19 protein-coding genes and 1 pseudogene are annotated in these 25,798 nt (G+C 64.8%); 16 read left to right on the forward strand and 4 right to left on the reverse strand.

Annotated features, from left to right (window positions below; genetic code table 11):
- Window positions 1-6: 6 nt before the first annotated feature.
- Genes ABIB27_RS00500 through ABIB27_RS00520 form a run of 5 tightly spaced genes read left to right on the forward strand, consistent with a single transcriptional unit; the run spans window position 7 to window position 5,184 of the window.
- A complete protein-coding gene (locus ABIB27_RS00500; protein ID WP_354213925.1) occupies window positions 7-1,089 on the forward strand; it encodes an ABC transporter permease in 1,083 nt (360 codons plus the stop codon).
- Complete coding sequence (locus ABIB27_RS00505; protein ID WP_354253335.1) at window positions 1,089-2,081, forward strand: ABC transporter permease; 993 nt, start codon at window positions 1,089-1,091, stop codon at window positions 2,079-2,081. Before ABIB27_RS00500 ends, ABIB27_RS00505 begins: the two co-directional genes overlap by 1 nt.
- Window positions 2,078-3,787: an ABC transporter ATP-binding protein gene (locus tag ABIB27_RS00510; protein WP_354253336.1), complete on the forward strand. Its 1,710-nt coding sequence runs from the start codon at window positions 2,078-2,080 to the stop codon at window positions 3,785-3,787. The genes ABIB27_RS00505 and ABIB27_RS00510 overlap by 4 nt, the downstream gene beginning before the upstream one ends.
- Window positions 3,788-3,796: 9 nt before the next feature.
- A complete protein-coding gene (locus tag ABIB27_RS00515; RefSeq protein WP_354213928.1) occupies window positions 3,797-4,183 on the forward strand; it encodes a chorismate mutase in 387 nt (128 codons plus the stop codon).
- Window positions 4,174-5,184, forward strand: coding sequence for a uroporphyrinogen decarboxylase/cobalamine-independent methonine synthase family protein (locus ABIB27_RS00520; RefSeq protein ID WP_354213929.1), 1,011 nt, complete (start codon window positions 4,174-4,176; stop codon window positions 5,182-5,184). The genes ABIB27_RS00515 and ABIB27_RS00520 overlap by 10 nt, the downstream gene beginning before the upstream one ends.
- 5 nt (window positions 5,185-5,189) lie before the next feature.
- Here ABIB27_RS00520 and ABIB27_RS00525 read toward each other — a convergent pair whose 3' ends face one another.
- A complete protein-coding gene (locus ABIB27_RS00525; RefSeq protein WP_354213930.1) occupies window positions 5,190-5,903 on the reverse strand; it encodes a DUF4166 domain-containing protein in 714 nt (237 codons plus the stop codon).
- A 134-nt stretch (window positions 5,904-6,037) separates the two neighbouring features.
- On the opposite strand from ABIB27_RS00525, the gene mtrA reads away from it, so the two are divergent.
- From mtrA to secA, 7 genes and pseudogenes are all read left to right on the forward strand, one after another.
- Complete coding sequence (gene mtrA, locus ABIB27_RS00530) at window positions 6,038-6,712, forward strand: MtrAB system response regulator MtrA (RefSeq protein WP_275212443.1); 675 nt, start codon at window positions 6,038-6,040, stop codon at window positions 6,710-6,712.
- Complete coding sequence (gene mtrB, locus ABIB27_RS00535; protein ID WP_502909077.1) at window positions 6,684-8,528, forward strand: MtrAB system histidine kinase MtrB; 1,845 nt, start codon at window positions 6,684-6,686, stop codon at window positions 8,526-8,528. The genes mtrA and mtrB overlap by 29 nt, the downstream gene beginning before the upstream one ends.
- Window positions 8,525-10,261 carry an LpqB family beta-propeller domain-containing protein gene (locus ABIB27_RS00540; RefSeq protein ID WP_354213931.1) on the forward strand — a complete coding sequence of 579 codons (1,737 nt, stop codon included), beginning with the start codon at window positions 8,525-8,527 and terminating at the stop codon, window positions 10,259-10,261. Before mtrB ends, ABIB27_RS00540 begins: the two co-directional genes overlap by 4 nt.
- A gap of 63 nt (window positions 10,262-10,324) precedes the next feature.
- The gene (locus ABIB27_RS00545) at window positions 10,325-11,242 is read left to right on the forward strand and encodes a ComF family protein (protein WP_354213932.1); all 918 of its coding nucleotides are present in this window, start codon (window positions 10,325-10,327) and stop codon (window positions 11,240-11,242) included.
- A 175-nt stretch (window positions 11,243-11,417) separates the two neighbouring features.
- Complete coding sequence (hpf, locus tag ABIB27_RS00550) at window positions 11,418-12,143, forward strand: ribosome hibernation-promoting factor, HPF/YfiA family (protein WP_354213934.1); 726 nt, start codon at window positions 11,418-11,420, stop codon at window positions 12,141-12,143.
- Window positions 12,144-12,175: 32 nt separating this feature from the next.
- Window positions 12,176-13,449, forward strand: a pseudogene (locus ABIB27_RS00555) (winged helix-turn-helix domain-containing protein).
- 42 nt (window positions 13,450-13,491) lie between these two features.
- Window positions 13,492-16,230, forward strand: a complete 2,739-nt coding sequence (secA, locus tag ABIB27_RS00560; protein WP_354213935.1) for a preprotein translocase subunit SecA — start codon at window positions 13,492-13,494, stop codon at window positions 16,228-16,230.
- A 74-nt stretch (window positions 16,231-16,304) separates the two neighbouring features.
- On the opposite strand, the gene ABIB27_RS00565 is transcribed toward secA, so the two are convergent.
- Together ABIB27_RS00565 and ABIB27_RS00570 are read right to left on the reverse strand one after the other, a co-directional pair.
- Window positions 16,305-16,781, reverse strand: coding sequence for an Rv3235 family protein (locus tag ABIB27_RS00565; RefSeq protein WP_354213937.1), 477 nt, complete (start codon window positions 16,779-16,781; stop codon window positions 16,305-16,307).
- 43 nt (window positions 16,782-16,824) lie between these two features.
- A complete protein-coding gene (locus tag ABIB27_RS00570; RefSeq protein WP_354213938.1) occupies window positions 16,825-17,697 on the reverse strand; it encodes a LysM peptidoglycan-binding domain-containing protein in 873 nt (290 codons plus the stop codon).
- Window positions 17,698-17,842: 145 nt separating this feature from the next.
- Here ABIB27_RS00570 and ABIB27_RS00575 point away from each other — a divergent pair, with 145 nt between their 5' ends.
- Window positions 17,843-18,415 (forward strand): hypothetical protein, encoded by a 573-nt coding sequence (locus tag ABIB27_RS00575; protein ID WP_354213939.1) that lies wholly within the window; start codon window positions 17,843-17,845, stop codon window positions 18,413-18,415.
- Between the two features lie 129 nt (window positions 18,416-18,544).
- Here ABIB27_RS00575 and ABIB27_RS00580 read toward each other — a convergent pair whose 3' ends face one another.
- Window positions 18,545-18,760: a helix-turn-helix domain-containing protein gene (locus tag ABIB27_RS00580; RefSeq protein ID WP_354213940.1), complete on the reverse strand. Its 216-nt coding sequence runs from the start codon at window positions 18,758-18,760 to the stop codon at window positions 18,545-18,547.
- Window positions 18,761-18,911: 151 nt separating this feature from the next.
- Here ABIB27_RS00580 and ABIB27_RS00585 point away from each other — a divergent pair, with 151 nt between their 5' ends.
- Genes ABIB27_RS00585 through ABIB27_RS00595 form a run of 3 tightly spaced genes read left to right on the forward strand, consistent with a single transcriptional unit; the run spans window position 18,912 to window position 25,772 of the window.
- Window positions 18,912-19,556 carry a hypothetical protein gene (locus ABIB27_RS00585; protein WP_354213942.1) on the forward strand — a complete coding sequence of 215 codons (645 nt, stop codon included), beginning with the start codon at window positions 18,912-18,914 and terminating at the stop codon, window positions 19,554-19,556.
- Complete coding sequence (locus tag ABIB27_RS00590) at window positions 19,553-20,860, forward strand: CpaE/TadZ family protein (RefSeq protein ID WP_354213944.1); 1,308 nt, start codon at window positions 19,553-19,555, stop codon at window positions 20,858-20,860. The genes ABIB27_RS00585 and ABIB27_RS00590 overlap by 4 nt, the downstream gene beginning before the upstream one ends.
- A gap of 58 nt (window positions 20,861-20,918) precedes the next feature.
- Window positions 20,919-25,772: an NAD-glutamate dehydrogenase gene (locus tag ABIB27_RS00595; RefSeq protein WP_354253337.1), complete on the forward strand. Its 4,854-nt coding sequence runs from the start codon at window positions 20,919-20,921 to the stop codon at window positions 25,770-25,772.
- The last annotated feature ends 26 nt before the right edge of the window (window positions 25,773-25,798 follow it).

The raw sequence follows: 25,798 nt of genomic DNA on the forward strand, positions 1-25,798 counted from the left end.
GACAGCATGGCCACCTTGATAGATGCCCCGCCGCCAAGGGTCGCGGCCCCCACATCCAAATCCGCGGGAGGTGGCCTCGGGAGATACATCCTGGTCCGCTTCCTGCTGATCTTCCCCACGATCTTTATTCTCGTCACCCTGGTTTTTTTCCTGATGCGGATCACCGGCGATCCCATCACTGCGGCCCAGGGCGGCCGGCTCCCGCAGGAACAGATTAATGCCCTGATCCACCAGGCCGGCTATGATCGGCCACTGTTCATTCAGTACCTTGAATATCTCGGCCAGATCGTCACCGGCAACTTCGGCCGGACTCTTTCAGATGGCAGGCCAGTGATTGAGATGCTCACCAAATTCGGGGCCGCCACCCTGGAGCTTGCCATCAACGCACTGGTCGTGGCGCTGCTGATTGGCATTCCCCTCGGAATGTTTGCGGCGCATAAACGCGACAAGGTCCCGGACGCTTTGCTGCGTTTCTTCGCCATCCTGTGCTACGCCACCCCCGTCTTCTTTGCGGGCCTTCTCCTGAAGCTCACTTTCTCCGTTGGCCTCGGCTGGTTCCCGGTGGCGGGGCGCGCTTCCACAACCACTGAACTTGCGATGGCGCGCCTTTCGGCGCCAACTGGCATTTACTGGCTCGATGCACTGCGGAGCGGCGACCTTGCAGCCTTCGGGGACATCGTCCACCACGCCGCTCTCCCGGCCGTTGCGCTGGGACTACTGACCGCCGGCGTCTTCCTCCGCCTGGTCCGGACCAATGTGATCGGTACCTTGGGCAAGGACTACATTGAGGCAGGACGGTCCCGCGGAGTCAGCGAATACCGTCTGGTGACCAAGCATGCCTACAAGCCCGCACTGATCCCCATCATCACGGTCATGGGCCTCCAGATCGCGCTATTGCTTGGCGGTGCAGTGCTGACCGAAACCACTTTCGAATGGAAGGGCCTCGGCTATCAATTGGCCCAGTACCTCACGGCGCGTGACTTTGTGGCCGTCCAAGGCATCGTCATGCTGCTGGCCGTTATAGTGGCCGTCACGAATTTCGTCGTGGACATTGCCGCGGCCCTGATTGATCCGCGAGTGAGGTACTGATGGGTGCCGAAGCATTCACGCCAAGAAAGAAGTCGTTGCTGGACAGGCTGCCCGTCTTGTCGCACATCCGGCGCAGCGTCGGCCTGCAGCGCACTATGCTGCTGATCGGTGTAGTACTGTGCGCAGTTTTCCTGGTGACGGCCCTTTTGGCGCCGCTGCTGGCGCCCTACCGTTATTCGCAAATCTCCGACGACGCCGGAACGTTCCCAGCGCAGGCCGAGCCAGGTGGCAAGCACCTGTGGGGAACAACGGTGGGCGGCTACGACGTGCTGTCCAGGGTCATCTGGGGATCGCAGACGGCGGTGACGGTGATCGTCGTTGCTGTCCTCATGGCCATCTTCCTCGGAGTATTCCTGGGCCTGATCAGCGGCTACTTTGGTGGCTGGCTGGACCGGATCCTGGTAGTCATTGCTGATGCCATCTATGCTTTTCCCACACTCCTTCTGGCCATCGTGGTGTCCATCGCCATCAATAAGGGCCAGTCTGGCTTCTGGGGTGGCATCCTCGCCTGCGGCTTCGCCATCACGGCCGTGTTCGTACCGCAGTACTTCCGGGTCATTAGGGCAGAGACCATTCGCCTCAAGGCCGAGCCGTTTGTGGAATCCGCCCAAGTGGTTGGTGCCTCCAGCGCACGGATCATCGGCCGGCACATCTTCGCCAATGCGACCCGCACACTGCCGCTGATTTTCACGCTCAACGCCTCTGAAGCGATCCTCACCCTGGCCGCCCTGGGCTTCCTCGGCTTCGGCATCGAACCCAGCTCGGCGGCTGAATGGGGCTTCGACCTCAATAAGGCCATGTCCGATGCCTCCTCCGGCATTTGGTGGACGGGAGTCTTCCCGGGCACGGCGATCGTGCTCACCGTCCTGGGCCTGACTTTGGTGGGCGAGAGCATGAATGATCTCAACGATCCCCGTTTGCGCGGACGCAAACGGGCCGGTGCCAAGAACAAGGGAACAGGCGTTACGAACCGGAAGGAAGTGTCCGCATGAGTGGTCCCCAGATCATCGAAGACAGCCCCAGGCGCGGCACCGGGAATGTCCTGGAAATCGACCACCTCAAGGTCACATTCGCCACCGACGGGGGAGACGTCTACGCCGTCAAGGATGTCAGTCTGGACGTCCGGTCCGGCGAGGTGCTGGCCATCGTGGGCGAATCCGGTTCCGGCAAAACGGTGACCGCGAAGACCATTCTGGGGCTGCTGCCCGAAACCGCAACGAGCGGCGGCGCAGTGCTGATCAACGGGAACAATGTGATCAGCGTCAGTGCCGCCAAGCTGCGGCAGATCCGGGGCCGCGATGTGGCCATGGTGTTCCAGGAACCCTCCACCGCACTGAACCCGGTGTTCACCGTGGGCTGGCAGATCGCCGAAGGCATCCGCGCCCACGCCGGCGCCGGTGGCAACCGGGTCTCGGCCAAGGACGCCAAAGCCCGTGCCATCGAGGCGCTGCGCAAGGTGGGGATCCCGGATCCGGAGCACCGGGTTAACTACTATCCGCACCAGTTTTCCGGGGGCCAGAAGCAGCGCGTCGTCATTGCCGCTGCCCTGGCTCTGAACCCGGGACTCATTGTGGCTGACGAACCCACCACCGCCCTGGACGTAACCGTCCAGGCCGAAATCCTGGAGCTGCTGCGGGACCTGCGGGACAAATACGGTACGTCGATCGTGCTCATCACACACAACATGGGCGTGGTGGCGGACCTCGCTGACCGGGTGGTGGTGATGTACCAGGGCGACGTCGTGGAGGAAGCACCGGCGCGGGTGCTGTTCGCGGAACCTCAAGAGGACTACACTAGGAAGCTGCTGGCCGCTGTGCCGCACCTGGGCAGGAACTCGGCCTCGGAAGGACTAAGGGAACGCGCCCACCAGCAATCGCCGGTGCTGGTGGACGCCACCAACTTGACCATCGAGTATCCAGGCCGGTTCGGCACGCCGGCCTTCAAAGCCGTGGACGGGGTTAGCTTCACCATCTCCGCAGGGGAAGTCTTTGGGCTGGTGGGCGAATCCGGATCAGGAAAAACTACGATCGGACGGGCCATTGCCGGCCTTAACCAGACCACGGGCGGCAGCCTGAAGGTGCTCGGCTACGAAATGCTGAATTTCAAAGAACGGACGTTCAAACCCCGCCGGAAGGACATCGGCTTTGTCTTCCAGGATCCGGCCGCGTCCTTCAACCCGCAGCTGACCATCGGCGACTGTGTGGCGGAGCCCATGATCATCCACACCAGCCCCAGCCCCGCGCAGGCGCGCAAACGGGTCGGTGAGCTGTTCGAATCAGTGCAGCTGCCGGCGTCGTACGCTGACCGGTACCCGCATGAACTCTCCGGTGGCCAGCGCCAGCGGGCGTCGCTGGCGCGCGCACTCATCCTGAACCCGAGGCTGTTGATCGCCGACGAGCCGACGTCGGCGCTGGACGTTTCGGTGCAGGCCAAGGTGCTGGAACTCTTCAAGGAAATCCAGGCCGAGTTCGGGTTTGCCGCGCTGTTCATCAGCCACGACCTCGCGGTGGTGGACATCCTCGCGCAGTGGGTGGGCGTGCTGTACAAGGGCAAACTCGTGGAACAGGGGATCGGCAGCCAGGTGATGGGGGCCCCGCAGCACGACTACACCAAGCGTCTGATCGCGTCCCTTCCCGTCCCTGATCCGGAGGAGCAGGCGCGGCGACGGGCGGCACACCGGGCGCTGCTGGCCACATAGACTTGGACCATGACGCAGCAAAACCATGATGTTCCCGAATCTGAAACCTACGACGCCGCCGCCAGTTCGCTGGCAGGCCAGGTGGACAACTCGGTGATGGCGGAACTGCTGTCCATCCGGTCAAGCATCGACAACATCGATGCCACTCTGGTCTACCTGCTCGCCGAGCGGTTCAAAGCGACGCAGAAGGTGGGCTTCCTCAAGGCTGCACACCGGCTCCCCGCCGGGGATCCCGGCCGCGAAAGCGCCCAGATCGCCCGGCTGCGGCGGCTGGCTGCGGACGCCCACCTGGATCCGGCCTTTGCTGAGAAGTTCCTGAATTTCATCATCGGTGAGGTCATCCGGCATCACGAAGCCATCGCCGAGGACCACCAGGCCGCTGCAGAGTGGAAGTAACAGCCACCGCGCTGGGGCCGTGGCCGGGGGAGGACCCGGTGGAGGCCGCGCGGATCATCCGAGGTGAGCTTGGCAGCCCGCACCTGCCGTTCCTGGCCGAGCTGCCGGACCGCGGAGTCGGATCGGACGCCCTGGGCCGCACGGCCTCGCTCCTGGTTGAGCTAGCCGTGGACGTCCAGCCGCATGGTTGGCGGCTGGTGGACCGGCCCGGCAAGGATTTCCGCCGGGCCGCTTCGGCGCTCTCCACGGACATCAACGTACTTGCTGACGTAGCCGGTGCGGAGGACACCCCTGCCTTCGAGCTCAAGGTCCAGCTGCTGGGCCCGATCAGCTTGGCCGCCGGACTGCACCTGCACAACGGTGAACGCGCCCTGATCGACTACGGCGCGCGCCGGGATATCGCCGCCTCGCTGGCCGCCGGTGTGGGCAGTTACCTGTCCCGTGTCTCCAGCGCAGTTCCAGGCGCTCAGCTGGTGGTCCAGCTCGACGAACCTGACATTGCCGCGGTACTTGCGGGCACCATCCCGACGTCGAGCGGTTACCGTACGCTGCGTGCGGTGGGCGGCCAGGAGGTCACTGAGTCCTGGCAGCTGGTCATAGAAGCGCTGCGGGCGGCCGGCGCCGGCGAGGTCGTTGTCGCGGTGCCCGAGGTGGAGGCCCCGATCGAACGGATTGTGGCGGCCGGCGCTGACGGGGTGGCGGTTCCGTTGAAGGCACTGACGTCACGGCAGTGGGAGCAGCTGGCTGCCGCGGTGGAGGCCGGCAAACGGGTTTGGGCCGGTGCGCTGGATACCAGCGGCGGCACCCTGCCCAAGGTGTCCGACGCCGTCGAATCCGTCTGGCGGCCCTGGCACCAGATGGGGCTGCCGGCGTCGTCGCTGAGCAGCGTGCGGGTCACACCGGCCGGGGGACTGACCGGTCTCAGTCCGGCTGCCGCCACGACAGTGCTGGGCAGGCTAACCCAGCTGGCCGACGGGCTTAACCAGCGGGCGCACGGCTAAGGCAGTTACAGGCGCTCTTCCCAGCGGTCCGGTTGCGCGTAGCGGGGCAGGAAGCTCTGCGCCGAGCTGCCGCCGACGTAAGGACGCAGCCGGTATTGCATATGCCCGGCGTAGACCAGCACTTCCCCTATCTGAGGCTGGATGACCTTGACCTGGATCCGGTGCCGTCCCTGGCCGTCCGCAGTTCCCTCCCACCACTGCTCGGCGTAGGCCTTGGCGTCAACCGCACCCGGCAGCGGCAGGCGGAGGTGGCCAAGGAACAGCCGGGAATCTTCTGAAATCCCGCGGAGCCTGCCCTCCTCCGTCACACTGAGCTTCAGGTCAGTGACCATGCGCCGGAACCGGCCCAGATAGTCCACCAGCCGCGGTCCGCCGTCGGATTCCACCAGACTGGTGGTGTCCTGGAAAATCCTGCTGCGGCCGGGGAAATGGATCTCCCGCCGGGCGGTGAGGCTGGGGCGCCCGAACGGATCAAGGTGCGCATGGTTTTCGATCCGGAACGGGACGCCCGCACCAAACTCCGGGAAGAAGGCCTCCTCGCCGGAGGTGAACTTCAGCAGCGGCCGCAGCCAGGCCTGCCGGCATCCGGCGACGTCGAAAACGCCCTCACCGACGCCGTACTGTCCGGAGCCCGGCAGCAAGGAAAAATACTCCTGCAGCTCCGGTTGCAGCCGGGTGAAATCTTCGCCCAGGGCCTGCTGGTAGATGGGGATGTTCATCGGTGACCTCCTGGACGGTACCGTCGGCTGCGCCGCTGTCTGTTCCCAATGTACCGGCCGTGCATCCCGGTGTGGCGCCATGCCGGAGGGGCGTTGAACAGGACAAACCATGTTCAATAGGGGAATATATAACTATGAAGGCACGCATTCTGGTAGTTGACGATGACGAAGCGCTGGCCGAAATGATTGGAATTGTTCTGCGCAATGACGGCTTTGACCCCGTCTTCTGCGCCGACGGGGGTCAGGCCCTTGACGTTTTCCGTTCATCGAAGCCGGACCTCGTGCTGCTTGACCTTATGCTTCCCGGCGTGGACGGCATCGAGGTCTGCCGGCAGATCCGTTCAGAGTCGGACGTGCCCATCGTGATGCTTACCGCCAAGTCCGACACGTCCGACGTCGTCCGCGGCCTGGAGTCGGGGGCTGACGATTACGTGCCTAAGCCCTTTAAGCCGGCAGAGCTGGTTGCCCGCGTCCGGGCACGCCTTCGGCCCGGCGACCAGAAGGCGCCGGAAACACTGCGGATCGCTGACGTGACTATCGACGTCGCCGGCCACACGGTGAAACGCGCGGACGAGCGCATCTCCCTGACGCCCCTGGAGTTCGACCTCCTCGTGGCGCTGGCACGGAAGCCGTGGCAGGTGTTCACGCGTGAGCTGCTGCTGGAACAGGTCTGGGGCTACCGCCACGCGGCAGACACCCGGCTGGTCAACGTCCACGTACAGCGGCTCCGGTCCAAGATTGAACGGGATCCGGAAGCCCCGGAAGTTGTATTGACGGTTCGTGGTGTCGGCTACAAAGCAGGTTCCTGAGTCCTCGGGACCGGAAGACGACGGCGCCCCGGACCCCGCGCCGGCCAAGGGGCCTGAGCACACGGATGCGCTGGCTGCGGAACTGGCAGCCCTGCCTTTCCGCGCACGGATCTGGCGGCGCCGCGGGATCATTGTTGGCCTGCGCGTGGCACGCCTCGTTCGCATCGGGCTGCAGCGATTTTTTCCGGCCCTGCGTTATGTGGGACGTTCCCTGCAACGGCGCTGGCGCCGGTCCCTGCAGTTCCGGACCGTCCTCACCACCCTCCTGCTGGCCGTGACGTCGTTCGGCGCCGTAGGCGCCTACCTGTCCAACCAGATCGCCAACAACCTCTTCCAGGAGCGGCTGACCCAGGCGGAATCCGAAACCCGCTACAACGTCAAGCAGGTCCAAGACACGTTCGACGGCGCCCAGGTCACCGACCAGTCCAGCGTCATCACCCTGGTCTATGACACGCTGAACGCTGTAGAGGGCCGCGGCTCCGTGATCCAGCGCCGCTACGTCTTCGAGGCCATGCCGGAGCAGACCAAACCCCGCAACCGCTGGGTGGAGTCCAGGGCGTCGGACCAGCTGACCGTCAGCGTCATCCCGCCCGACCTGCGCAAGGCCGTACAGGATTCCGGCAAGGACCAGTATTGGGCGTCCACGGTGATTCCGGTGGGGACCGAGGACCGCCCGGGCATCGCCGTGGGCAACAAAGTGACCTTTAACGGGACCGTGTACGAGCTGTACCTGATTTACGACCTCAACACCGCCCAGCAAACCCTCGACGAGATCCAGGGCGTTCTCCTGGCCGGCGGGGCGGTGCTGGTGCTGATGATCGGGGCCATCGCCTGGTACGTCACCCGCAACGTGGTCAGCCCGGTCAGCCACGCCGCCCTGGTGTCGGAGAAACTCGCAGCCGGGCAGTTGCAGGAGCGGATGGTGGTCAAGGGCGAGGACGAAGTGGCCCGCCTGGGTGCGTCGTTCAACCACATGGCCGCCAGCCTCCAGGAGCAGATCACCCAGCTGGCCACGTTGTCCCAGATGCAGCAGCGGTTTGTCTCCGACGTCTCCCACGAGCTGCGGACGCCGCTGACCACGGTCCGGATGGCGGCAGAGGTGCTGTACGACGCCCGGCACGACTTTGACCCCATCAACAAGCGCTCGGCGGAACTCCTCTACAACCAGGTGGAGCGGTTTCAGTCCCTGCTGGCCGACCTCCTCGAGATCTCCCGTTTCGATGCCGGCGTGGCCATGCTCGACGCCGAACCCGAGGACATCCTGCAGGTCATCGCCCACGTCATCGAAGGTGCGGCACCGGTGGCTGCTGAATACGGCTCAGAGATCATCCTGCGCGGACCCGCCGAGGGGATTGTGACGGTGATGGATGCCCGGCGGATTGACCGGATCCTGCGGAACCTCATCCTGAACGCGGTGGAGCACGGTGAGGGCAGGCCGGTGACTGTTACCGTCGCGGCCAACCAGTCAGCAGTGGGCGTGGCTGTCCGGGACCAGGGGATTGGGATGACGCCGGCCGAGGCTGCCCGGGTTTTTGACCGGTTCTGGCGGGCAGATCCTGCCCGCGCCCGGACCACCGGAGGCAGCGGACTGGGGCTGTCCATTGCCATGGAGGACACCAAACTCCACAACGGATGGCTGCAGGCATGGGGAAACAAAGGCAGTGGGTCAAATTTCCGGCTGACCATCCCCTTGCGGCAGGGCGAGGAGATCGACCGCTCGCCCGTACTGCTTGAGCCGGGGGACATCATCCTGCCCGGCGGGGACGAAAAAAACTTGCTGGTCCTCGGCCCGGCGCTACCGAAGGAACAGGCATGAAAGGGGAATCCTTGACCGGTCCACGCCAGAGCCTGAGCGGTCTGCTGAGGGCTGTGGTCCTGCTGGTGTTAGTTTTCCTGCTTGCTTCCTGCGCGCGTATCCCCACGTCCGGGCCGGTAGGAAAGAGCGAAGAGGGCAGTGCGGGCAACCTCAATGCCCCCGTGTTCCTCCCTGCCGCGCCCCAGGCCGGCGCCGCACCCGAGTCGATCATCGAAGACTTCTACCGGGCGGGGAGCGGGTACGAGGATGATTACGCGGTGGCCCGCGAATTCCTGACCCAGGCCGCGTCCGTGGCATGGAAGCCTGACAAGCGTGCCCTGGTCTACCGCAGCCAAACGGTGGTGGCGACCGGCGTCGAAAATGTCTATAACTACCAGCTGGACGTCGCCTACACCGTGGATGTTGACGGCATCGCCACGCAGTCTCCGGAAGGCACCATCGAGAACATCCCGGCCACGGTCACGCAGGTCGACGGCGAATGGCGGATCTCGGCCATTCCGGACGGCACCGCTATTCCGGAGGAAACCTTCAAAGTCATCTACGGCGCCAGCCCCATCTACTTCTACGATCCGAGCTTCACGTACGCGGTTCCCGACGTGCGCTGGTTCATTAGGAACAAGACAGTCAAGGCCATGACCAGTGCACTGCTTGCCGGCCCCGCCCCCTACCTCCGCGGGGCAGTGGTGAGCGCCTTCCCGTCCGGCATCAAGCTGGCCCGGGAGTCGGTGCCGGTGGTATCGGGAGCCGCCCAGGTGGACCTCACCGCGAAGGAACTCACTGAGGCGTCCGCGGAGGACAGGCTCCGGATGCAGACTCAGCTTGCGCTGACGTTCCGCAGCCAGCCCGACGTCGTCAACGTTGAGCTGCGAGCCAACCAGGACCTGGTGCGCGTGGACGACAACGGCTCGGTCCTGCCTCCGGTGCGGGACAAGAACGTGCCGTCGCGCGAGATCGCCGTCAGCGGCAACGAACTGGTGCGGTACGAAAACAACAGGGTGTCCCCGCTCCCCGACATGCAGCCGGTTTCCTCGCTCGGTCCCCGTTACCCTGCGGAGTCCCCGGTCTCCCAGACTGTGGCTTTCCTCAACGAAAGCCGGACGACTCTTTACAGCATGGTGCCGGGCCAGCCGGCCCGTGCTCTGACGACGCGCAGCACCATCACGCATCCTTCCTTCAGCCTTCAGGACTGGGTGTGGGCAGCGGGGCCCGGCGCCACCGGCGGTACGGAAGTGGTGGCCTACCGGCCGGCAGGAGTGCCCGACGGCGCAACAGTCCCCACTGTCACCCTGACCCCGGCATGGCTCGCCGGAAGAACTGTCAAGGACCTCAGGATCTCCCGGGAGGGTGTCCGCGCCCTGGTCATTTCGGAACAGAACGGCCACACCAAGGTGCAGGTATCGGGGATCATCCGCAATGCTGACGGGACGCCCAAGGAACTGACAGCCCCTATCACCCTCGTGACGGCCAGTGACCCGGACCAGGGAGTCTGGGTCAACGACACCACAGTTGCCGTGATGAAGGGATCGGCCGCGGCAAATGTCACGCCGGAACTGCTGTCCCTCACGTCCGGCCAACCGCAGCAGCTGGCACCCTGGCCGGGCCTGGTCCGGCTCAGCGCCGGCAACGGTGCCGAGGAGATCTATGGCCAGTCGGCGGAGGGGATTTTCCAGCGGCTGGGCAACGGCTGGTCGCCCCAGCTCAAGGGCCCCATCGATCCCTCGTTCCCGGGATAGCGGTTTGTCCACATAGGGCCGGTGCCCGCTACCCGAGCCGCCGCTGCCAGGTGAGGATGGGGTGTGCGAGAAGAACAGACACCCCGTCCGGCCGCCCGGCGCCCGGCCAGGACCGCGGCAGCCGCGGACCCGGACCTTCAGCCGGCCATGCCGTCCGCTAAGCATCGCAGCGGGCAGCCCCGCACCTGGTTGAAGGTTGCCGATCACGTGATGCGTGCCGCCGTCGAGCTCCTGGCGCTGGCAGTTCCGGTGGACTGCGTCTGCTGCGGCGCCGAGGACCTGGCCCTGTGCGTTGCCTGCGAACGCCAGGTCCGCTTACTGACCCGGCACCCGTTCAGGGCAGAGGAGCAGGCACCCGCCCTGATGACTGTCGACGGCGGCATCATCCTTCCGGTGGTGGCTGCAGGGGTGTACCGCGAGGAGTTGGCGCAGGCTCTGTTGTCGTTCAAGCGTCACGGCCAGCATCAGCTCAACTCAGTGCTGGCGAAGGGGCTGGGCCAGGGCATTGGTGCAGCAGCGGCCGGCGTCGACGGTGTCTGCCTGGTTCCAGTGCCCAGCAGCACCGGCGCGTTCGTGAAGCGCGGTTTCAGCCCCGTTCATCTCCTGCTCGCGGGATGGCGCCAAGGTCACGCCGGAGGCGGCCCTCCCGTGGTGGACGTGATCAGGAAATCCCGGCGCCGGGCGGCGCCCCTGGCACAGCTGCCCGGAGGCCAAAAGGGCCTCGGCCGCGGAGCCAGGGCAGCCAGGGTCAGGGGGTCCATGAAGGTCCCGGGACGGAAGCAAAAGCAGGTTGCCGGCCGCCGGTGCATCATCGTCGATGACGTCCTCACCACCGGTGCCACGCTGGCTGAAGCGGCCCGCACACTCCACCTCAGCGGGGCCCTTGTTACCGGCGCCGTGGTCCTCGCGGCGACACGCCCGCCCGATTCAGCTGGCAGCGGACCGCCCTCCCCGCGAGGGGGCGGCAAGCCGCCGGTCTGAGAAAAAAATAAACGAATAAAGGATGAATAACGGGTGTCTATGAACTAACGTCGGTGGTGGGTACCAAGAACAAGTTGTACCTTTCGATGGCGGCTCGGAAAGGGGCTCGACTGTCAATCAGATCGGTCTCTGGGATGTGCCGTCGTCGTGTCACCGAAGTCATTTGGAGGGCACCATGGAGTTTATGATCAGCGGACGAAATCTGACGGTCTCAGACCGCTTCCGCGAATACGCCGGTGAGAAGATCTCAAAGATCGAGTCACTGGGCGACAAGGTCCAGCGCGTGGATGCGAAAGTGTCCAAGGAAACGAACGCACGCCAGACCGGCGACCAGCTCACCGTTGAAGTGACCGTTCTGGGCCGCGGACCTGTGATCCGTGCAGAAGCCAGCGCCGCAGATAAATTTGCTGCCTTTGATCTCGCATACACCAAGCTGCTTGAGCGGCTCCGCCGCGCCAAGGACCGTAAGAAGGTCCACCACGGACGCCACACACCCAAGGCCGTCCGTGAAGCCACTGCCACCCTGGAACCCGCCAGCGCCAGTGAACCCCTTTACGTCGAAGCAAGCCATCAGGCTGAGCCGAAGACGGCACCAGCAGAACGGTCTCAATACGAGGTCGACAACGACATTCCGGCAGGGGACTCGCCTGTGCTGATCCGGCGCAAAGTCTTCCCTGCAGCCTCTCTCAGCCTCGACGATGCCGTGGACAACATGGAGCTCGTAGGCCACGATTTCTATCTCTTTGTGGACAAAGCCACCAACACACCCTCCGTGGTGTACCGCCGCCGCGGCTGGACATACGGCGTGATCACCCTTGACCATGAGTGCGAACCGGGGGACACCGCCGTCGAAGAGAAAATCCTTGCCTACCGCTCCGACGATGAGGCAGCAAAAGTCTAGGGTGGTCCACACCCTCTAATAAAAGGACTGCCGTGCCAGCGACGCTGAGCCTTGACCAGGCCCGGCGGATCGCCCTGGCAGCGCAGGGACTGGATAAAGGGCGGCCCGCCGGCCCCGTGACTTCACGGACGGTGGGCCGTACCTTTGCCGGGTGCAGCTGGTCCAGATCGACTCCGTCAACGTGCTGTCCCGCAGTCATTTCCTTCCCTTCTTCTCAAGGCTCGGAAATTACGACCGAACCATCCTGCATCGGATGTCCTCCTCGCACCCCAGGCGCATGATGGAGTATTGGGCGCATGAGGCCAGCTTCATCCGGCCTGAACTTTTCCCGGACCTCCTCCTGTGGCAGAAGCGCACCTGGGTCGGGGCCGCTGCCATTGAACCCGGGCTACGCGAATCCGTGACCAGCAGGATTTTCGAGGCCCTTGCGACGGGACGGCCCATGACTGCGGCCGAACTCACCGTGAAAATCGGGCATGTGGAGGACCAGCGGAACGAAAACTGGGGATGGAACTGGAACGCCGTCAAAAGGGTTCTCGAACACCTCTTCCAGGACGGCCTGGTCTCGGCGGCCTCCAGAACGGAGCAGTTCGAGCGCAGGTACACCCTCACAGCCCAGGTCCTGCCGAAGCGGCTGGAGCTGGAAAACGACCGAGGGGATCCAGCGGAGGCGATGCACAGGCTCATCGACGCTGCGGCGAAGGCCCACGGTATCGGAACAGTGCGGTGCTTTGCCGATTACTTCCGCACGCCGGTCAAGGCAGCGGCCGCCGCCGTGGAGCACCTGGTGAGGGCCGGGCGGCTGGAGCCGGTTTCGGTGGCGGGCTGGGACCGGAAGGTGTTCCTTCACGCAGATGCCAGGCTGCCGCGGCGGGCTGCCGGGCGTGCGCTGCTGAGCCCGTTTGATTCGCTGGTGTTCGAGCGTCGCCGGCTCGAGGAGCTGTTCGGCTTCCTCTACCGGATCGAAATTTACACCCCTGAGCACCGCCGGCGCTTCGGGTACTACGTTCTGCCCTTCCTGCTGGGGGAGACCATCGTGGCGCGCGTGGATCTGAAGGCGGACCGTGCAGCAGGGAAACTCCTGGTCAAGTCCGCGCACGGTGAGCCGGACGCACCGCCGGGAACCGCCGTCGAACTTGCCCACGAGCTGGAACTCATGGCCAAGTGGCTCGGTTTGGGGGACATCGTGGTCAGTCCGGTGGGCGACCTGGCGGAGCCCCTCACGGCGGCCCTCCGCCGTGAGGGTGGGGGCTATCCGCTCTCAGGGAACACCGGCCGCGTGGCCTGTGTCCCTCCCGTAGACTAAAAACGCCAGAATTCGGCAGCATCAGACTGGGAGTATCTTCACGTGGCATCACTTATCGAAAAACTTCTCCGTACGGGTGACAAAAAAACCCTGCGGCAACTTCGGAACTATGCCGACTCCATCAATGCTCTCGAAGAATCGTTCCAAACCTTTACCGACGCCGAGCTCCGCGAGGAGACCGACCGCCTCCGCGCCCGCCACCAGGACGGGGAGCAGCTGGACGATCTCCTCCCCGAGGCCTTTGCTGCCGTGCGTGAGGCGTCGTCGCGAACCTTGGGGATGCGCCACTTTGACGTTCAGCTCATGGGTGGTGCGGCCCTCCACCTGGGCAATATCGCCGAAATGAAGACCGGTGAAGGCAAGACCCTCGTGGCCACCGCTCCCGCCTACCTCAACGCCCTCACCGGCAACGGCGTCCACGTGATCACCGTGAACGACTACCTTGCCGAGTATCAGTCCGACCTTATGGGCCGCGTTTATCGTTTCCTCGGCCTGACCAGCGGCTGTATCCTTTCCAACCAGGATCCCTCTGTGCGCCGGCAGATGTACGCCGCGGACATCACCTACGGCACCAACAACGAATTTGGCTTTGACTACCTGCGCGACAACATGGCGTGGGACAAATCAGAACTGGTCCAGCGCGGCCACCACTTCGCCGTCGTGGATGAAGTGGACTCCATCCTCATCGATGAGGCCCGCACGCCGCTGATCATTTCCGGTCCTGCCCAGGGCGACACGAACCGCTGGTACAGCGAATTTGCCAAGGTGGTCCAGCGCCTGAAGCTGGGGGAAGACTACGAGACGGACGAAAAGAAGCGCACCGTCGGTGTCCTGGAGAGCGGCATCGAAAAGGTGGAGGACTACCTGGGCATCCAGAACCTCTACGAGTCCGCGAATACTCCACTGATAGGCTTCCTGAACAACGCCATCAAGGCCAAGGAACTCTTCAAGCGCGACAAGGATTACGTCATCCTCGACGGCGAAGTCCTCATTGTTGACGAGCACACCGGCCGTATCCTGGCCGGGCGCCGTTATAACGAAGGCATGCACCAAGCCATCGAGGCCAAGGAAGCCGTGGAGATCAAGGCCGAAAACCAGACCCTGGCCACGGTGACCCTCCAGAACTACTTCCGTATGTATTCCAAGCTGGCAGGCATGACCGGTACGGCCGAGACCGAGGCCGCCGAATTCATGAGCACGTACAAGCTGGGTGTGGTGGCTATCCCCACCAACCGGGACATGCAGCGCCTCGACCAGGCGGACCTCGTCTACAAGAACGAGACAGTCAAGTTCGACGCCGTGGTGCAGGATATCGCCGAGCGCCATGAAAAGGGCCAGCCGGTCCTCGTGGGCACCACCAGCGTTGAGAAGAGCGAGTACCTGTCCCGGCTGCTGGCCACGGAAGGCATCCGGCACGAGGTCCTGAACGCCAAGAACCACGCGCGTGAAGCGGCCATCGTGGCGCAGGCCGGGCGCAAGGGTGCTGTCACGGTGGCTACCAACATGGCAGGCCGCGGCACCGACATTATGCTGGGCGGCAACGCCGAGTTCACGGCCGTGGCCGAACTGGCCAAGCGCGGGCTGGATCCCGAAGAAAATTCCGAAGAGTACGAGGCCGCATGGCCGGCCGCCCTGGAAGCGGCCAAACAGGCCGTCAAGGACGAGCACGAGGAAGTGTTGAACACCGGCGGGCTGTACGTGCTGGGAACAGAGCGGCACGAGTCCCGGCGCATCGACAACCAGCTCCGGGGCCGCTCCGGCCGCCAGGGCGATCCGGGTGAGTCTCGCTTCTACCTTTCGCTGACCGACGACCTGATGCGGCTCTTCAACTCAGGTGCTGCCGAACGGCTGATGAACAGCTCCGTGCCGGACGACGTGGCGTTGGAGTCAAAGCTCGTCTCGCGGGCCATCGCATCTGCGCAGGGCCAGGTTGAGGGCCGTAACGCCGAGCAGCGCAAGAACGTGCTGAAGTACGACGACGTCCTGAACCGGCAGCGCGAAGCCATCTACGGTGACCGGCGCCGGATCCTGGAAGGCGATGACCTGCACGAGAAGGTCCAGTTCTTCGTGGAGGACACCATCATGGCGCTGATCGACTCGGCCACCGCCGAGGGCAACGGCGACGACTGGGACTACACACAGCTGTGGACCAACCTGAAGACGCTGTACCCGGTCAGTGTCACGCCGGACGAGATCATCGAGGAAGCCGGCGGAAAGTCGCGGCTCACCGTTGAAATGCTCAAGGAGGAGCTGCTTTCTGACGCCCGCCTGGTCTACCAGTCCCGCGAAGAGGCCATCGGCTCCGAAAGCATGCGCGAGCTTGAACGCCGGGTGGTGCTTTCCGTCATCGGGCGAAAGTGGCAGGAACACCTCTACGAGATGGACTACCTCAAGGAAGGCATCGGCCTGCGTGCCATGGCCCAGCGCGACCCGCTGGTGGAATACCAGCGCGAGGGCTTCACCATGTTCCAGGCCATGATGGAGGCCATCCGCGAAGAGAGCGTAGGCTTCCTGTTCAACCTGGAGGTTGAAGTCACTCCGGCACAGGACGTTGTTGTGGCCGATGCTGCCGGAGGCCACACCGAGCACGTCGAGCCGCAGATCCGCGCCGCCGGCCTGGAAGCGCCGGAGAAGCCGGCCCAGCTGCAGTACACGGCCCCTGGCGAGGACGGCGCATCCCAGACCCGGGTGGAGGCTCGGGCCTCGTCCCGGTCCGGCAACCCGGCAAAGGCTGCAGGTCAGGACACCGCCAAGCGCCAGGCGAAAAAGAAGCGCCGCTGACCTCAGTGCGATGTCTGACAGGAAGTGCCCGGAGCATCAGCTCCGGGCACTTCCTGCTTCCGCAGGCATCTGCTTCAGCCAACTACGAATTCAGTCACACGCCAGGCCTGGTTGCCCCGTTCAAGCCGGACCGCCACGGCCCGTGCGCGGACATCGTCAAGCACCACTGCACTTGCCTCGTAAATACCGGGGGAGACCTCGCACGCACGGACCGAGCGCACCACGGAATTCTTGTGGAGCCGGGCAAGGGCAGGTGAGGCGGAGCGGGCCTGTTCGCGGCGGATCAGCGCGGCACGGTGCTGCAACACCGCCAGGCAGCGGGGATCCAGACGGCGCGCCAGCTGGTGGATGGGCCGGATTCCGGCAAGGACTTCCATGGCGGCCTGCACAGTACTGCGGGTGATGGCGAGGACTTCGGCATTCTCATCCGCTGCCCTGAGGGGCTGGCCCGGCGTGCCCGGCGCGACGTCCGGCCGTAAGGGCAGCTGGCGGACTGCGGCCGCTGGAACTCCGTTGGCCCGTGCTGAGCGGATTGGCGTAACTGCGTTCATGTGATTCCCCTTGGTTGTGTGCTGATGAATGTCGGAAGGTCGGCTAGGCCCTGGACGGTGCTTTCAGGATCTGGCCGGGCAGCAGGACATGCGGGTTTTCGCCGATCTGGGCCTTGTTGGCCTCGTACCAGCGGGGCCAGTGCAAGGCGACATCTACATCCGAAGCGGTTGGTCCCAACTGATGCGCAGCAATGTCCCAGAGTGTGTCGCCGGCCAGCACCGTGACGTCATGACCGGCGGGGGGTGTGTCTTCGGCTGACCGGACGGGCTGGGCCGCCAGCAGGCCAGGATCGGCCACCGGCGCGCTGGGCCGCCAGTCGGGCCGGACCGCAGGCGGCGTAACCCCGGGGGCCGGGGACTCCGTGCCTGGCCCGTCAACAACGGGCGTTCGTCCTGCCGGCGCTGCTGTGATCGGCGGTTGTAAGGCCACGTCCACGGCCTGCGACGGCCGGCCCGATATTTGCGGGCCGGGCTGCAACTCCGTGGGGGACCACCGGGCCTGGACGGCAACTTCCTGGGTTGGTACCCAGGCAGGTCCCGCCGGCGGTTCAGTGGCCTGGGCCATCGGGGCTGCAAGCAGCTGCACTGAAAGAGCCGCCACAGCGAGGCGCCGCATGAAGGCCGGGCAATATTTGCCGGCCCGGTCGGCGGCTCGAGCACTGCCACAGCGGGCCAGGATGGCAACCCCTACGGCCAGCAGGACGGAAAGGATCCACCACGCCACGATGGCCAGCCCCGCCGCCACCGCCAAGGCCCCCAGCAGGTCGTCGATCCCGGGCGCTTGCCGTCGGCCTGCCGAGATCTGCCACCGGTCCAACAGGCCCAGGCCTGCCAGGCAAAGGAAGGATCCCAGTAGCAGGATGGCGACGGCCATAAAAGCATCTGTGCGAAGGCCGCGTGCTGTGGCAACAGGCATGATGTCCCTTGGGGTTTTTGATGCAGTTTGATGTTGTTTGATCCATCTGGCATCAGTTTGACTCAGTTATCCTTATTTTGTCCAGAGCTGGAAGGAATTTATTGGTGAATTGACCGCCACAGGGCCGCACCCTACGCTTGGGCCCATGCGCTGGGATGCACTGTTCAATGACATGGAGGCACAGTTTGCCGAGGACGGGAAGCTGGCGGTCGAAGCCGAGATCTCGGAGCGGGCCAGGGTGGAAGCCGCGTCCGTTGTCCTCGCTGACAGGCTGCGGGGCGGCCTTGGGAGCCAGGTAGCTGTTCACCTGGTGTGTGGGCGGACCTTCGAAGGCAAACTTAGCCATGCGGGTGCTGACGCGCTGGTCCTGGACGAGGGCCGGCACCAGGTCCTGGTTCCTTACGGCGCTGTGGCCCGCTATGGCGGCCTGGGACGGATCTCGATGGCTGAGCCCTCGCAGGTGCGGGCGCGGATCGGGCTGGCGCACGCCTTGCGCGGCCTGGCGCGCGACCGGGCGGGGGTTGCGGTCCTCATCCGGCACGTGCAGGCCGAGGACGTTGGGCTGACGGGTGTCATCGACCGGGTGGGCAGTGACTTTATGGACCTGGCGCTGGTCAGCCCGGGCGAGGCCCGGCGGGCAGCACAGGTCCGGCAGGTCGCCACCATTCCCTTTGCGGCGCTGGGTGCGATCCGGTCGTGGAGCGCCGGAGCCCTGTAGCCCCCGGCCGGAGTTTTTGTCCAGATAATCGGATTTTCGGGCCCGCTTGAGGCGATTATCTGGACAAAAACTCAGCGGGCGGGTGGGCGGTGGCGGAAGCGGCCGCGTTAAGGCCGAAGCGTACCAGGCTCAGGCGTGCTTGGCCTTGGCTTCCTGGATCATGCGGCTGGCCTCGGCGTAACGCTCCGCGATGTACTCCTCCAGCATCTTCTCCTCAACACGCCACTGGCCGCGGCCACCCACCTGGATGGCTTTGAGCTCCCCGCTGCGGACCAGCGCATAGGCCGCCGGTGAGTTGATCTGGAGTTGTTCAGCAACGTCGGCGAGGGTGAGGAATCTGGGCATGCAATCATTTTGCCACTTGTGATGCCATCTGGTGGGGTTATCCACAGTTTGATGTTATTTGGTCTTTTGACTTTCGTTCCGGGGTCCTTGCCGTAACAATGAGGTGTCCGGGGGCAGCAGCTCCATGCTCGGAGCTAGGGGGAGACAAAGCATGAGCCACGATGCAGGAACCGCAGGAGCCAGGCTGAAGCGCCCGTCCTGGAAGGATCCACGGCTGCTGGTGGGGGTGCTGTTGGTGCTGGCCTCCGTGGTGGGGGTGATCTCGCTGGTCAGCAGTGCAGACCAGACCACTGAGGTGTACGCAGCCCGGGACACCATTGCGGTGGGAGAAAAGCTGACAACGGACAACGTGGTCCGGGCCAGGGTCCGACTGGGTGATACGGAAGAGCACTACGTCACCGTGGAGGCGGGACTGCCCGAGGGCCTGGTTGCGGTCCAAAGGATCGGCAAGAGCCAGTTGGTGCCCAAGGAAAGCCTGGCCGGAACAGACGCGCTGGACCGAAAGCCCGTGGCCGTGACGATTGACGAACCCCTGCCCCTGCAGGTAGTGGCCGGTACCCGGGTGGACGTCTGGGTGGCCTTGCCCGATGCCCGGAACGGTTTCAGTGAGCCGAAGTTGCTCCTGCCCAGGGCGGAAATTGCCCAGGTGACTGCCGCGTCCACCGCCCTGGGGTCCTCCCGCAGCACGGTGCTGATGGTCCTCGTTGCTGACAGCCAGATGCCGGCCATTCTTGGAGCGCAGGCCAACCAGGCCAAGATTTCCGTTGTGTGGAACCCAGGCGGTGGGACGTCATGAGCATCCCCGTAGTTACTGTCGGCCAGGCCCAGGAGGACATCGTCGGCGGCCTGGAGGGGCTCCACGGTCCGGTCACCGTGGTCCGGCGCTGCGCCGAGCTGACCGAACTGCTGGCCGCCTGCCAAGGCGGGCTGGCGCGGGCAGCGGTGGTGGCGGACGGCTCCGAGGGCCTGACGGCGTCCCTGGTTGACCGGCTCGGCGCGGTAGGCGTGGCGATCATTGCCCTTACGGATGACGCTGAAGAGGCCGCAAGGCTCCGCGGGATCGGCGTCGCCTCAGCCCTGACCGGCGTTGAATCGGCCACTTTGGCCGGCAGGATTGCCGACGTTGTTGCCCAGCTGACCGGAACCGCGCCTGAGTCCACGTCCGGGAGCGCATTGGCTGATCCGGGTGCCGCGCTGCGCCCGCTCGCCGCCGCACCCGCTGACGTGCCACAGGCATCCGGGGCCGGCAGGATCATTGCCGTCTGGGGTCCCGCCGGCTCGCCAGGCCGCACGTTCGTTGCTGCCAACATCGCGGGGGAGCTGGCAGCGGAAGGGAAGTCCGTCCTGCTCATTGATGCGGACAGCTACGGGGCAAGCATCGCGGCCGTGCTGGGCCTGCTGGACGAATCAGCAGGTATCGCGCAGGCCTGCAGGCTGGCGGACCAGGGGGTGCTGGACGCCGCAGCACTCCTCAAGGTGACCACGCCGGTCAGCACCAAGCTGGGGACGTTCCGCGTTCTGACCGGGATCACCCGGGCAGACAGATGGACCGAACTCCGGGCAGCAGCCCTGGCCCTCGTCCTGGACCGCGCAAAGGAGCTTGCAGACGTCGTGGTGGTGGATACCGGCTTCTGCCTGGAGGCCGATGAAGAACTCAGCTTCGACACGATGGCGCCGCGCAGGAACGCGGCGACCCTACGGAGCCTGGAACTGGCGGACACCGTTTTCGCCGTCGGGGCCGCCGACCCGGTGGGCGTCCCGCGGCTGGTCCGCGCACTCGCGGAGCTCGAATTGGCGGTGCCGCACGCGTCGCCAGTGGTGGTGATGAATAAGGTCCGGGCATCGGCCGTTGGCAGATCGCCGGAACGCCAGCTGAAGGACGCCTGGGAACGGTATGGCCCGTCGTCGGGGGTGGGTGCCTTCCTGCCGGCAGACAACACCGCAGCTGACGCGGCACTGCTGGGCGGCTCGTTACTCCTCGAAGCAGCCCCGGATTCCATGCTAAGACGGGCAATCGCCGAATTGGTTTGTGCACCTGTCCAGCGAAAGGCCAAATCCTCTGTGTTTTCTTCCACCTCGCGGCATGGGGTAAAGGGTTAGGCTCGCCGTAGGAGCTGCAACGGTGCAGCGTCAATTTTTGTGATGGAGGCGTTTGTTGATGTCGTCTGGATCCAGCGTGGAGGATCAGTCCGTAGCAATTGGAGACCGGGAGGGATTCCTGGGGGACTATTATCAACACCTTGCTGAAGAGGATGCCCGGAGCTACTCCCAGGACGTGCTCGCCACCCGCGCGGAAACTCACCGCCACGTCGCCGGCAACCGGCGGCCGGGCCAGGCGAAAGTTTCCCTCGTCGACGAAGAGGACGGCAGCGTCGTCTACATCGTCACAGATGACATGCCTTTCCTGGTGGATTCGGTCAACGCCGAGCTTGTCGGCCAAAAAGCTGCCATTCGCCTTGTCCTGCACCCGCTCTTTGTGGTCACCCGGAACAGGGAAACCGGGGAGCTGGTCAAAGTGGACCGGGTACCATCGCACATCGGGATCTCCAGCGGCGACACCGCCGCGATGCCCCTCATGTCCCATCTCATCGCCCAGGGCGAAAACACCTCCCACATGGAGTCGTGGATTGCCGTGGGGATCAATCGCGTCCCCGAAGAAGCCCAGGCGTCCCTGCTGGAGGGTCTGGAGCGGATCCTGGCAGACGTGCGCGCCGCCGTCGAAGACTGGCCGAAGATGCGTAACAAGGCGATGCAAATCGCCTCGACCCTGGACCAGGTGGCCAACCCGTCCCAGATCGCCGAACTGCGGCAGGCGCAGGATCTGCTGCGGTGGCTCGACGACGGCAACTTCACCTTCCTGGGCTACCGCGAGTACGACCTTGTGAACGTGGACGGCGAAGATGTGCTGGAACTGCGCGAAGACAGCGGGCTTGGTCTGCTCCGCGCGAAAGCAGGTGCCCCGCATCTCCAGCACCTGACCGACGCCGGCCGGCGGAAGGCCCGGGAGAAGCGCGCGTTGGTGATCACCAAAGCGAACTCCCGGTCCACCGTCCACCGTCCCGCCTACCTGGACTACATCGGCGTCAAAAGTTTTGACGCGGCAGGCAACGTCAACGGCGAGCGCCGCTTTATCGGCCTGTTCGCCACCAGCGCTTATGCCGGCTCGGTCCGGAACATCCCCATTGTGCGCGAGAAGGTTGACGCGGTGTTGGGCAGTGCAGGTTTCCCGCCGGATTCCCATTCAGGCAAGGACCTATTGGGGATCCTGGAAACCTATCCCCGTGACGAACTGTTCCAGATCGAAATCGAGGACCTGGCGGCCACGGCGGCCGGTATTCAGCGGCTGCAGGAGCGCCGGCGCACCCGGTTGTTCCTGCGCCCGGACATTTATGGCCGCTTTATGTCCGCGGTGATCTACTTGCCGCGTGACCGGTACACCACCAACGTCCGGCTCCGCATCGAGGAGGAACTGCGGTCCACGTTCCAGGCGGAGAGCATTGACTATGAGGCCAGGATGACTGAGTCCGCCCTCGCCCGGCTCTTCTACCGGATCCGTTTGCCCAAGAATGCCGAGCTCAGCCACGTCAACGCTGAAGAGCTCGAACGCCGTCTGGTCCGCGCGGCCCGCTCCTGGAGTGAAGGCATAACCGAAGTACTGCGCGACGGCGGGGCTGACAGGAATGCGACGGAGCTCGCCGCTATATGGTCCGAGGCATTCCCCGCCGGCTACCGGGTGGATTACGAGGTAGAGGACGCACTGGAGGACATCGCCCGGTTCGAGAAATACGGGGCGGAAGCGGAGCGGATTGCCGGCGCCCGGCAGGAACGGCCGGGAGTCCACGTCTACCTCCCCGAGGGGGCCGGCGATGACCTCGAAGAGGACGCCCGCGTCAAGCTGTACATGCTTGAGCCGAAGAGCCTGAGCCAGATCCTGCCGTTCTTCCACAACCTGGGGCTCGAAGTGCTGGATGAGCGGCCCTTTGAAATCGAGACCGCTGACCGCCGCGATTTCTTCCTCTATGACCTCGGACTGAAGTACCCGCCCGGCGTCGATCCGGTGGCAACCGGCGAGCTGCTGGGCGACTCCTTCGGCGCTGCAGTCACCGGCGCTGTGGAGTCGGACAGCTTTGACCGGCTGGTGCTGCGGGAAGGGATGCATTGGCGCCAAATCACTGTGCTGAGGGCTTATGCGCGGTACATGCGGCAAATGGGCAACACCAACTCGGTGGGCTTTATGGCGGATACCCTGCTCGCCAATCCTGAGGTCACCAAAGCTCTCACGGCCTTGTTTGCTGCCCGGTTTGATCCTGCGTTGTCCAACGACGCGCGGCCTGCTGCCCAGGGGAGGGTCCGTGCGGAACTTGCCGCCGCCATTGAGGAGGTTGCAACGCTCGACGCCGACCGTGTCCTGCGCACGTTCGCCAACCTGATCGAGGCAACCCTCCGCACCAACTACTACCAGTACAAGCCGCACCTGAGCTTCAAACTCGATCCCGCCCGGATTGAAGGGCTGCCGTTCCCCCGGCCGATGTTCGAGATCTGGGTGTATTCCCCGCAGGTGGAGGGTGTGCACCTGCGCTTCGGCAAGGTGGCACGTGGCGGCCTGCGCTGGTCTGACCGCCGCGAAGACTTCCGGACGGAGATCCTCGGCCTGGTGAAGGCACAGACCGTCAAGAACGCGGTGATTGTTCCTACCGGGGCCAAGGGCGGCTTCTTTGCGAAGCGGCTCCCTGACCCCGCCGCGGACCGCGCAGCCTGGCTTGCCGAGGGCACCGAAAGCTACAGGACGTTCATCCGTGGCCTGCTCGACCTCACGGACAACCTCGTCACGGTGGATGGGGCTGAAACGGTCGTGCCGCCGTCGGACGTTGTCAGGCACGACGACGACGATTCCTACCTTGTGGTGGCGGCGGACAAGGGAACGGCCACGTTCTCGGACATCGCCAACGGGCTGGCGGCTGAATACGGTTTCTGGCTCGGTGACGCGTTTGCCTCCGGCGGTTCGGTGGGCTATGACCACAAGGCCATGGGCATCACGGCCCGCGGGGCCTGGGAGTCGGTCAAACGCCACTTCAGCGAGTTGGACGTGGACACCCAGTCCCAGCCGTTCACTGTGGTGGGCGTGGGTGACATGTCAGGGGATGTGTTCGGCAACGGCATGCTGCTGACCCGGCACATCCGGCTCGTCGCCGCGTTCGACCACCGGCACATCTTCCTGGACCCCGCGCCGGACGCGGAAACGTCGTTTGTGGAACGGCAGAGACTGTTCGAGTTGCCGCGGTCCTCGTGGGACGACTACGACAAATCCCTCATCAGCGAAGGCGGCGGGGTGTACGCCCGTCACGTGAAGTCCATTCCGGTCTCGCCGCAGGTGCGGGCCGCGCTGGGGCTGCCCGCCGCGACCACCGAATTGAGCCCGCCGGAGCTCCTCCGGGCCATCCTGCTCGCCCCCGCCGACCTGCTCTACAACGGCGGCATCGGGACGTACGTCAAGGCCAGCACGGAGACCAACGCGTCCGTGGGCGACAAGGCGAACGACGCCATCCGCGTGGACGGCCGAGACCTGCGCGTCAAGGTGGTGGGCGAAGGCGGAAACCTGGGCATGACCCAGCACGGCCGCATTGAAGCAGCCCTGCAGGGGGTCATCCTGAACACCGACGCGATCGACAACTCTGCCGGTGTGGACTGCTCTGACCATGAGGTCAACATCAAGATCTTCGTGGACCGGATGGTGGCCGCCGGCAAGCTGTCGGCGGAGGAACGCGCAGGCTTCCTCGCTGCCATGACGGACGAGGTGGGGCGGCTGGTCCTTGAGGACAATGTGGACCAGAACATCCTGCTCCTCAATGACCGGATGCGCGTGGCCGAGTGGAGTCCCAGCTATGAGCGCCTGATGGACTGGCTGGAGAATTCCGCTGACCTGAAGCGTGACCTGGAGGCGCTGCCAAGCACGGAGACGCTGCAGGAACGGCTGGGCCAGGGCCAGGGGCTGACGTCGCCGGAGCTGTCGGTGCTGGCAGCCTATGCGAAGATCGAGCTCGCGACGGCACTGCGTACAAGCGACCTGGCCGACGATCCGTGGTTCCGAGCCACGCTGCGTGCCTACTTCCCGGCGCAGCTGCGCGAACGGTTCGACGCTGAACTGGACACTCATCCGCTGCGGCGCGAGATCATTGCCACGGTGGTGGCCAACGACATGATCAACCTGGGCGGCATCACGTTCGCCTTCCGGACCATGGAGGAAACCTCGGCCACGGAAGTTGCCGTGGCCAAGGCTTTCGTGGCGCTCCGGGAGATCTTCGAACTGAACGTCATGGTGGACGAACTGAACAGCCTGCCGGCGTCGTTCCCCACCGAGCACTGGAGTGCGGTCCACCTGGACATCCGCCGCATCCTGGACCGTGCGGTCCGGTGGCTGCTGGCCCAGGGCGGTAGCTCACGTCCCATCGCCGAGACGGTGGCCGAGTTTAAGCCGCTCCTGGATCCGATGCGCGGCCGGCTGCTGGACTACCTCCGGGGCGAAGACCGCGAGCGGGTGGCCGGCTGGCTGGAGAAGGCCCGCGGGTGGGAACTTCCGGAAGACCTTGGCGTCCGGTGGGCGGAGCTCTTTGAGAGCTTCGTCCTGCTGGACATCGCCAAAATCGTGCATGCGCGTAAGGAGCCGGTGGAAGAGATCGCGTCGGTCTACTACACAGTGTTCAACCGTTTCCACGCAGACGCCTTGCTGGAACGGATCACCAACCTGCCGCGCCAGGACAGGTGGCAGGCGCTGGCGCGCGCCGCGCTGCGCGATGATCTGTATTCCACTGTTTCGGACATGACGACGGCGGTGCTTGAGTCGACGGGGTCCGAGGACTCTGCGGAGAACCGGCTGACCAAGTGGGAGGGGCAGAATGCCGAGCAACTGGGCAGGGCGAAGAGCATGTTTGATGAGGTCAACGCGCTCGAGGCCGACGACATGGCCTCACTGTCGGTAGCATTGAGGCTCTTGAGGTCAATCGTCCGACGCTAGGAATCCCGGCGTCGTAAACTGGAGGT

This window comes from Arthrobacter sp. UYEF21 (assembly GCF_040546085.1).
Classification (GTDB): domain Bacteria; phylum Actinomycetota; class Actinomycetes; order Actinomycetales; family Micrococcaceae; genus Arthrobacter.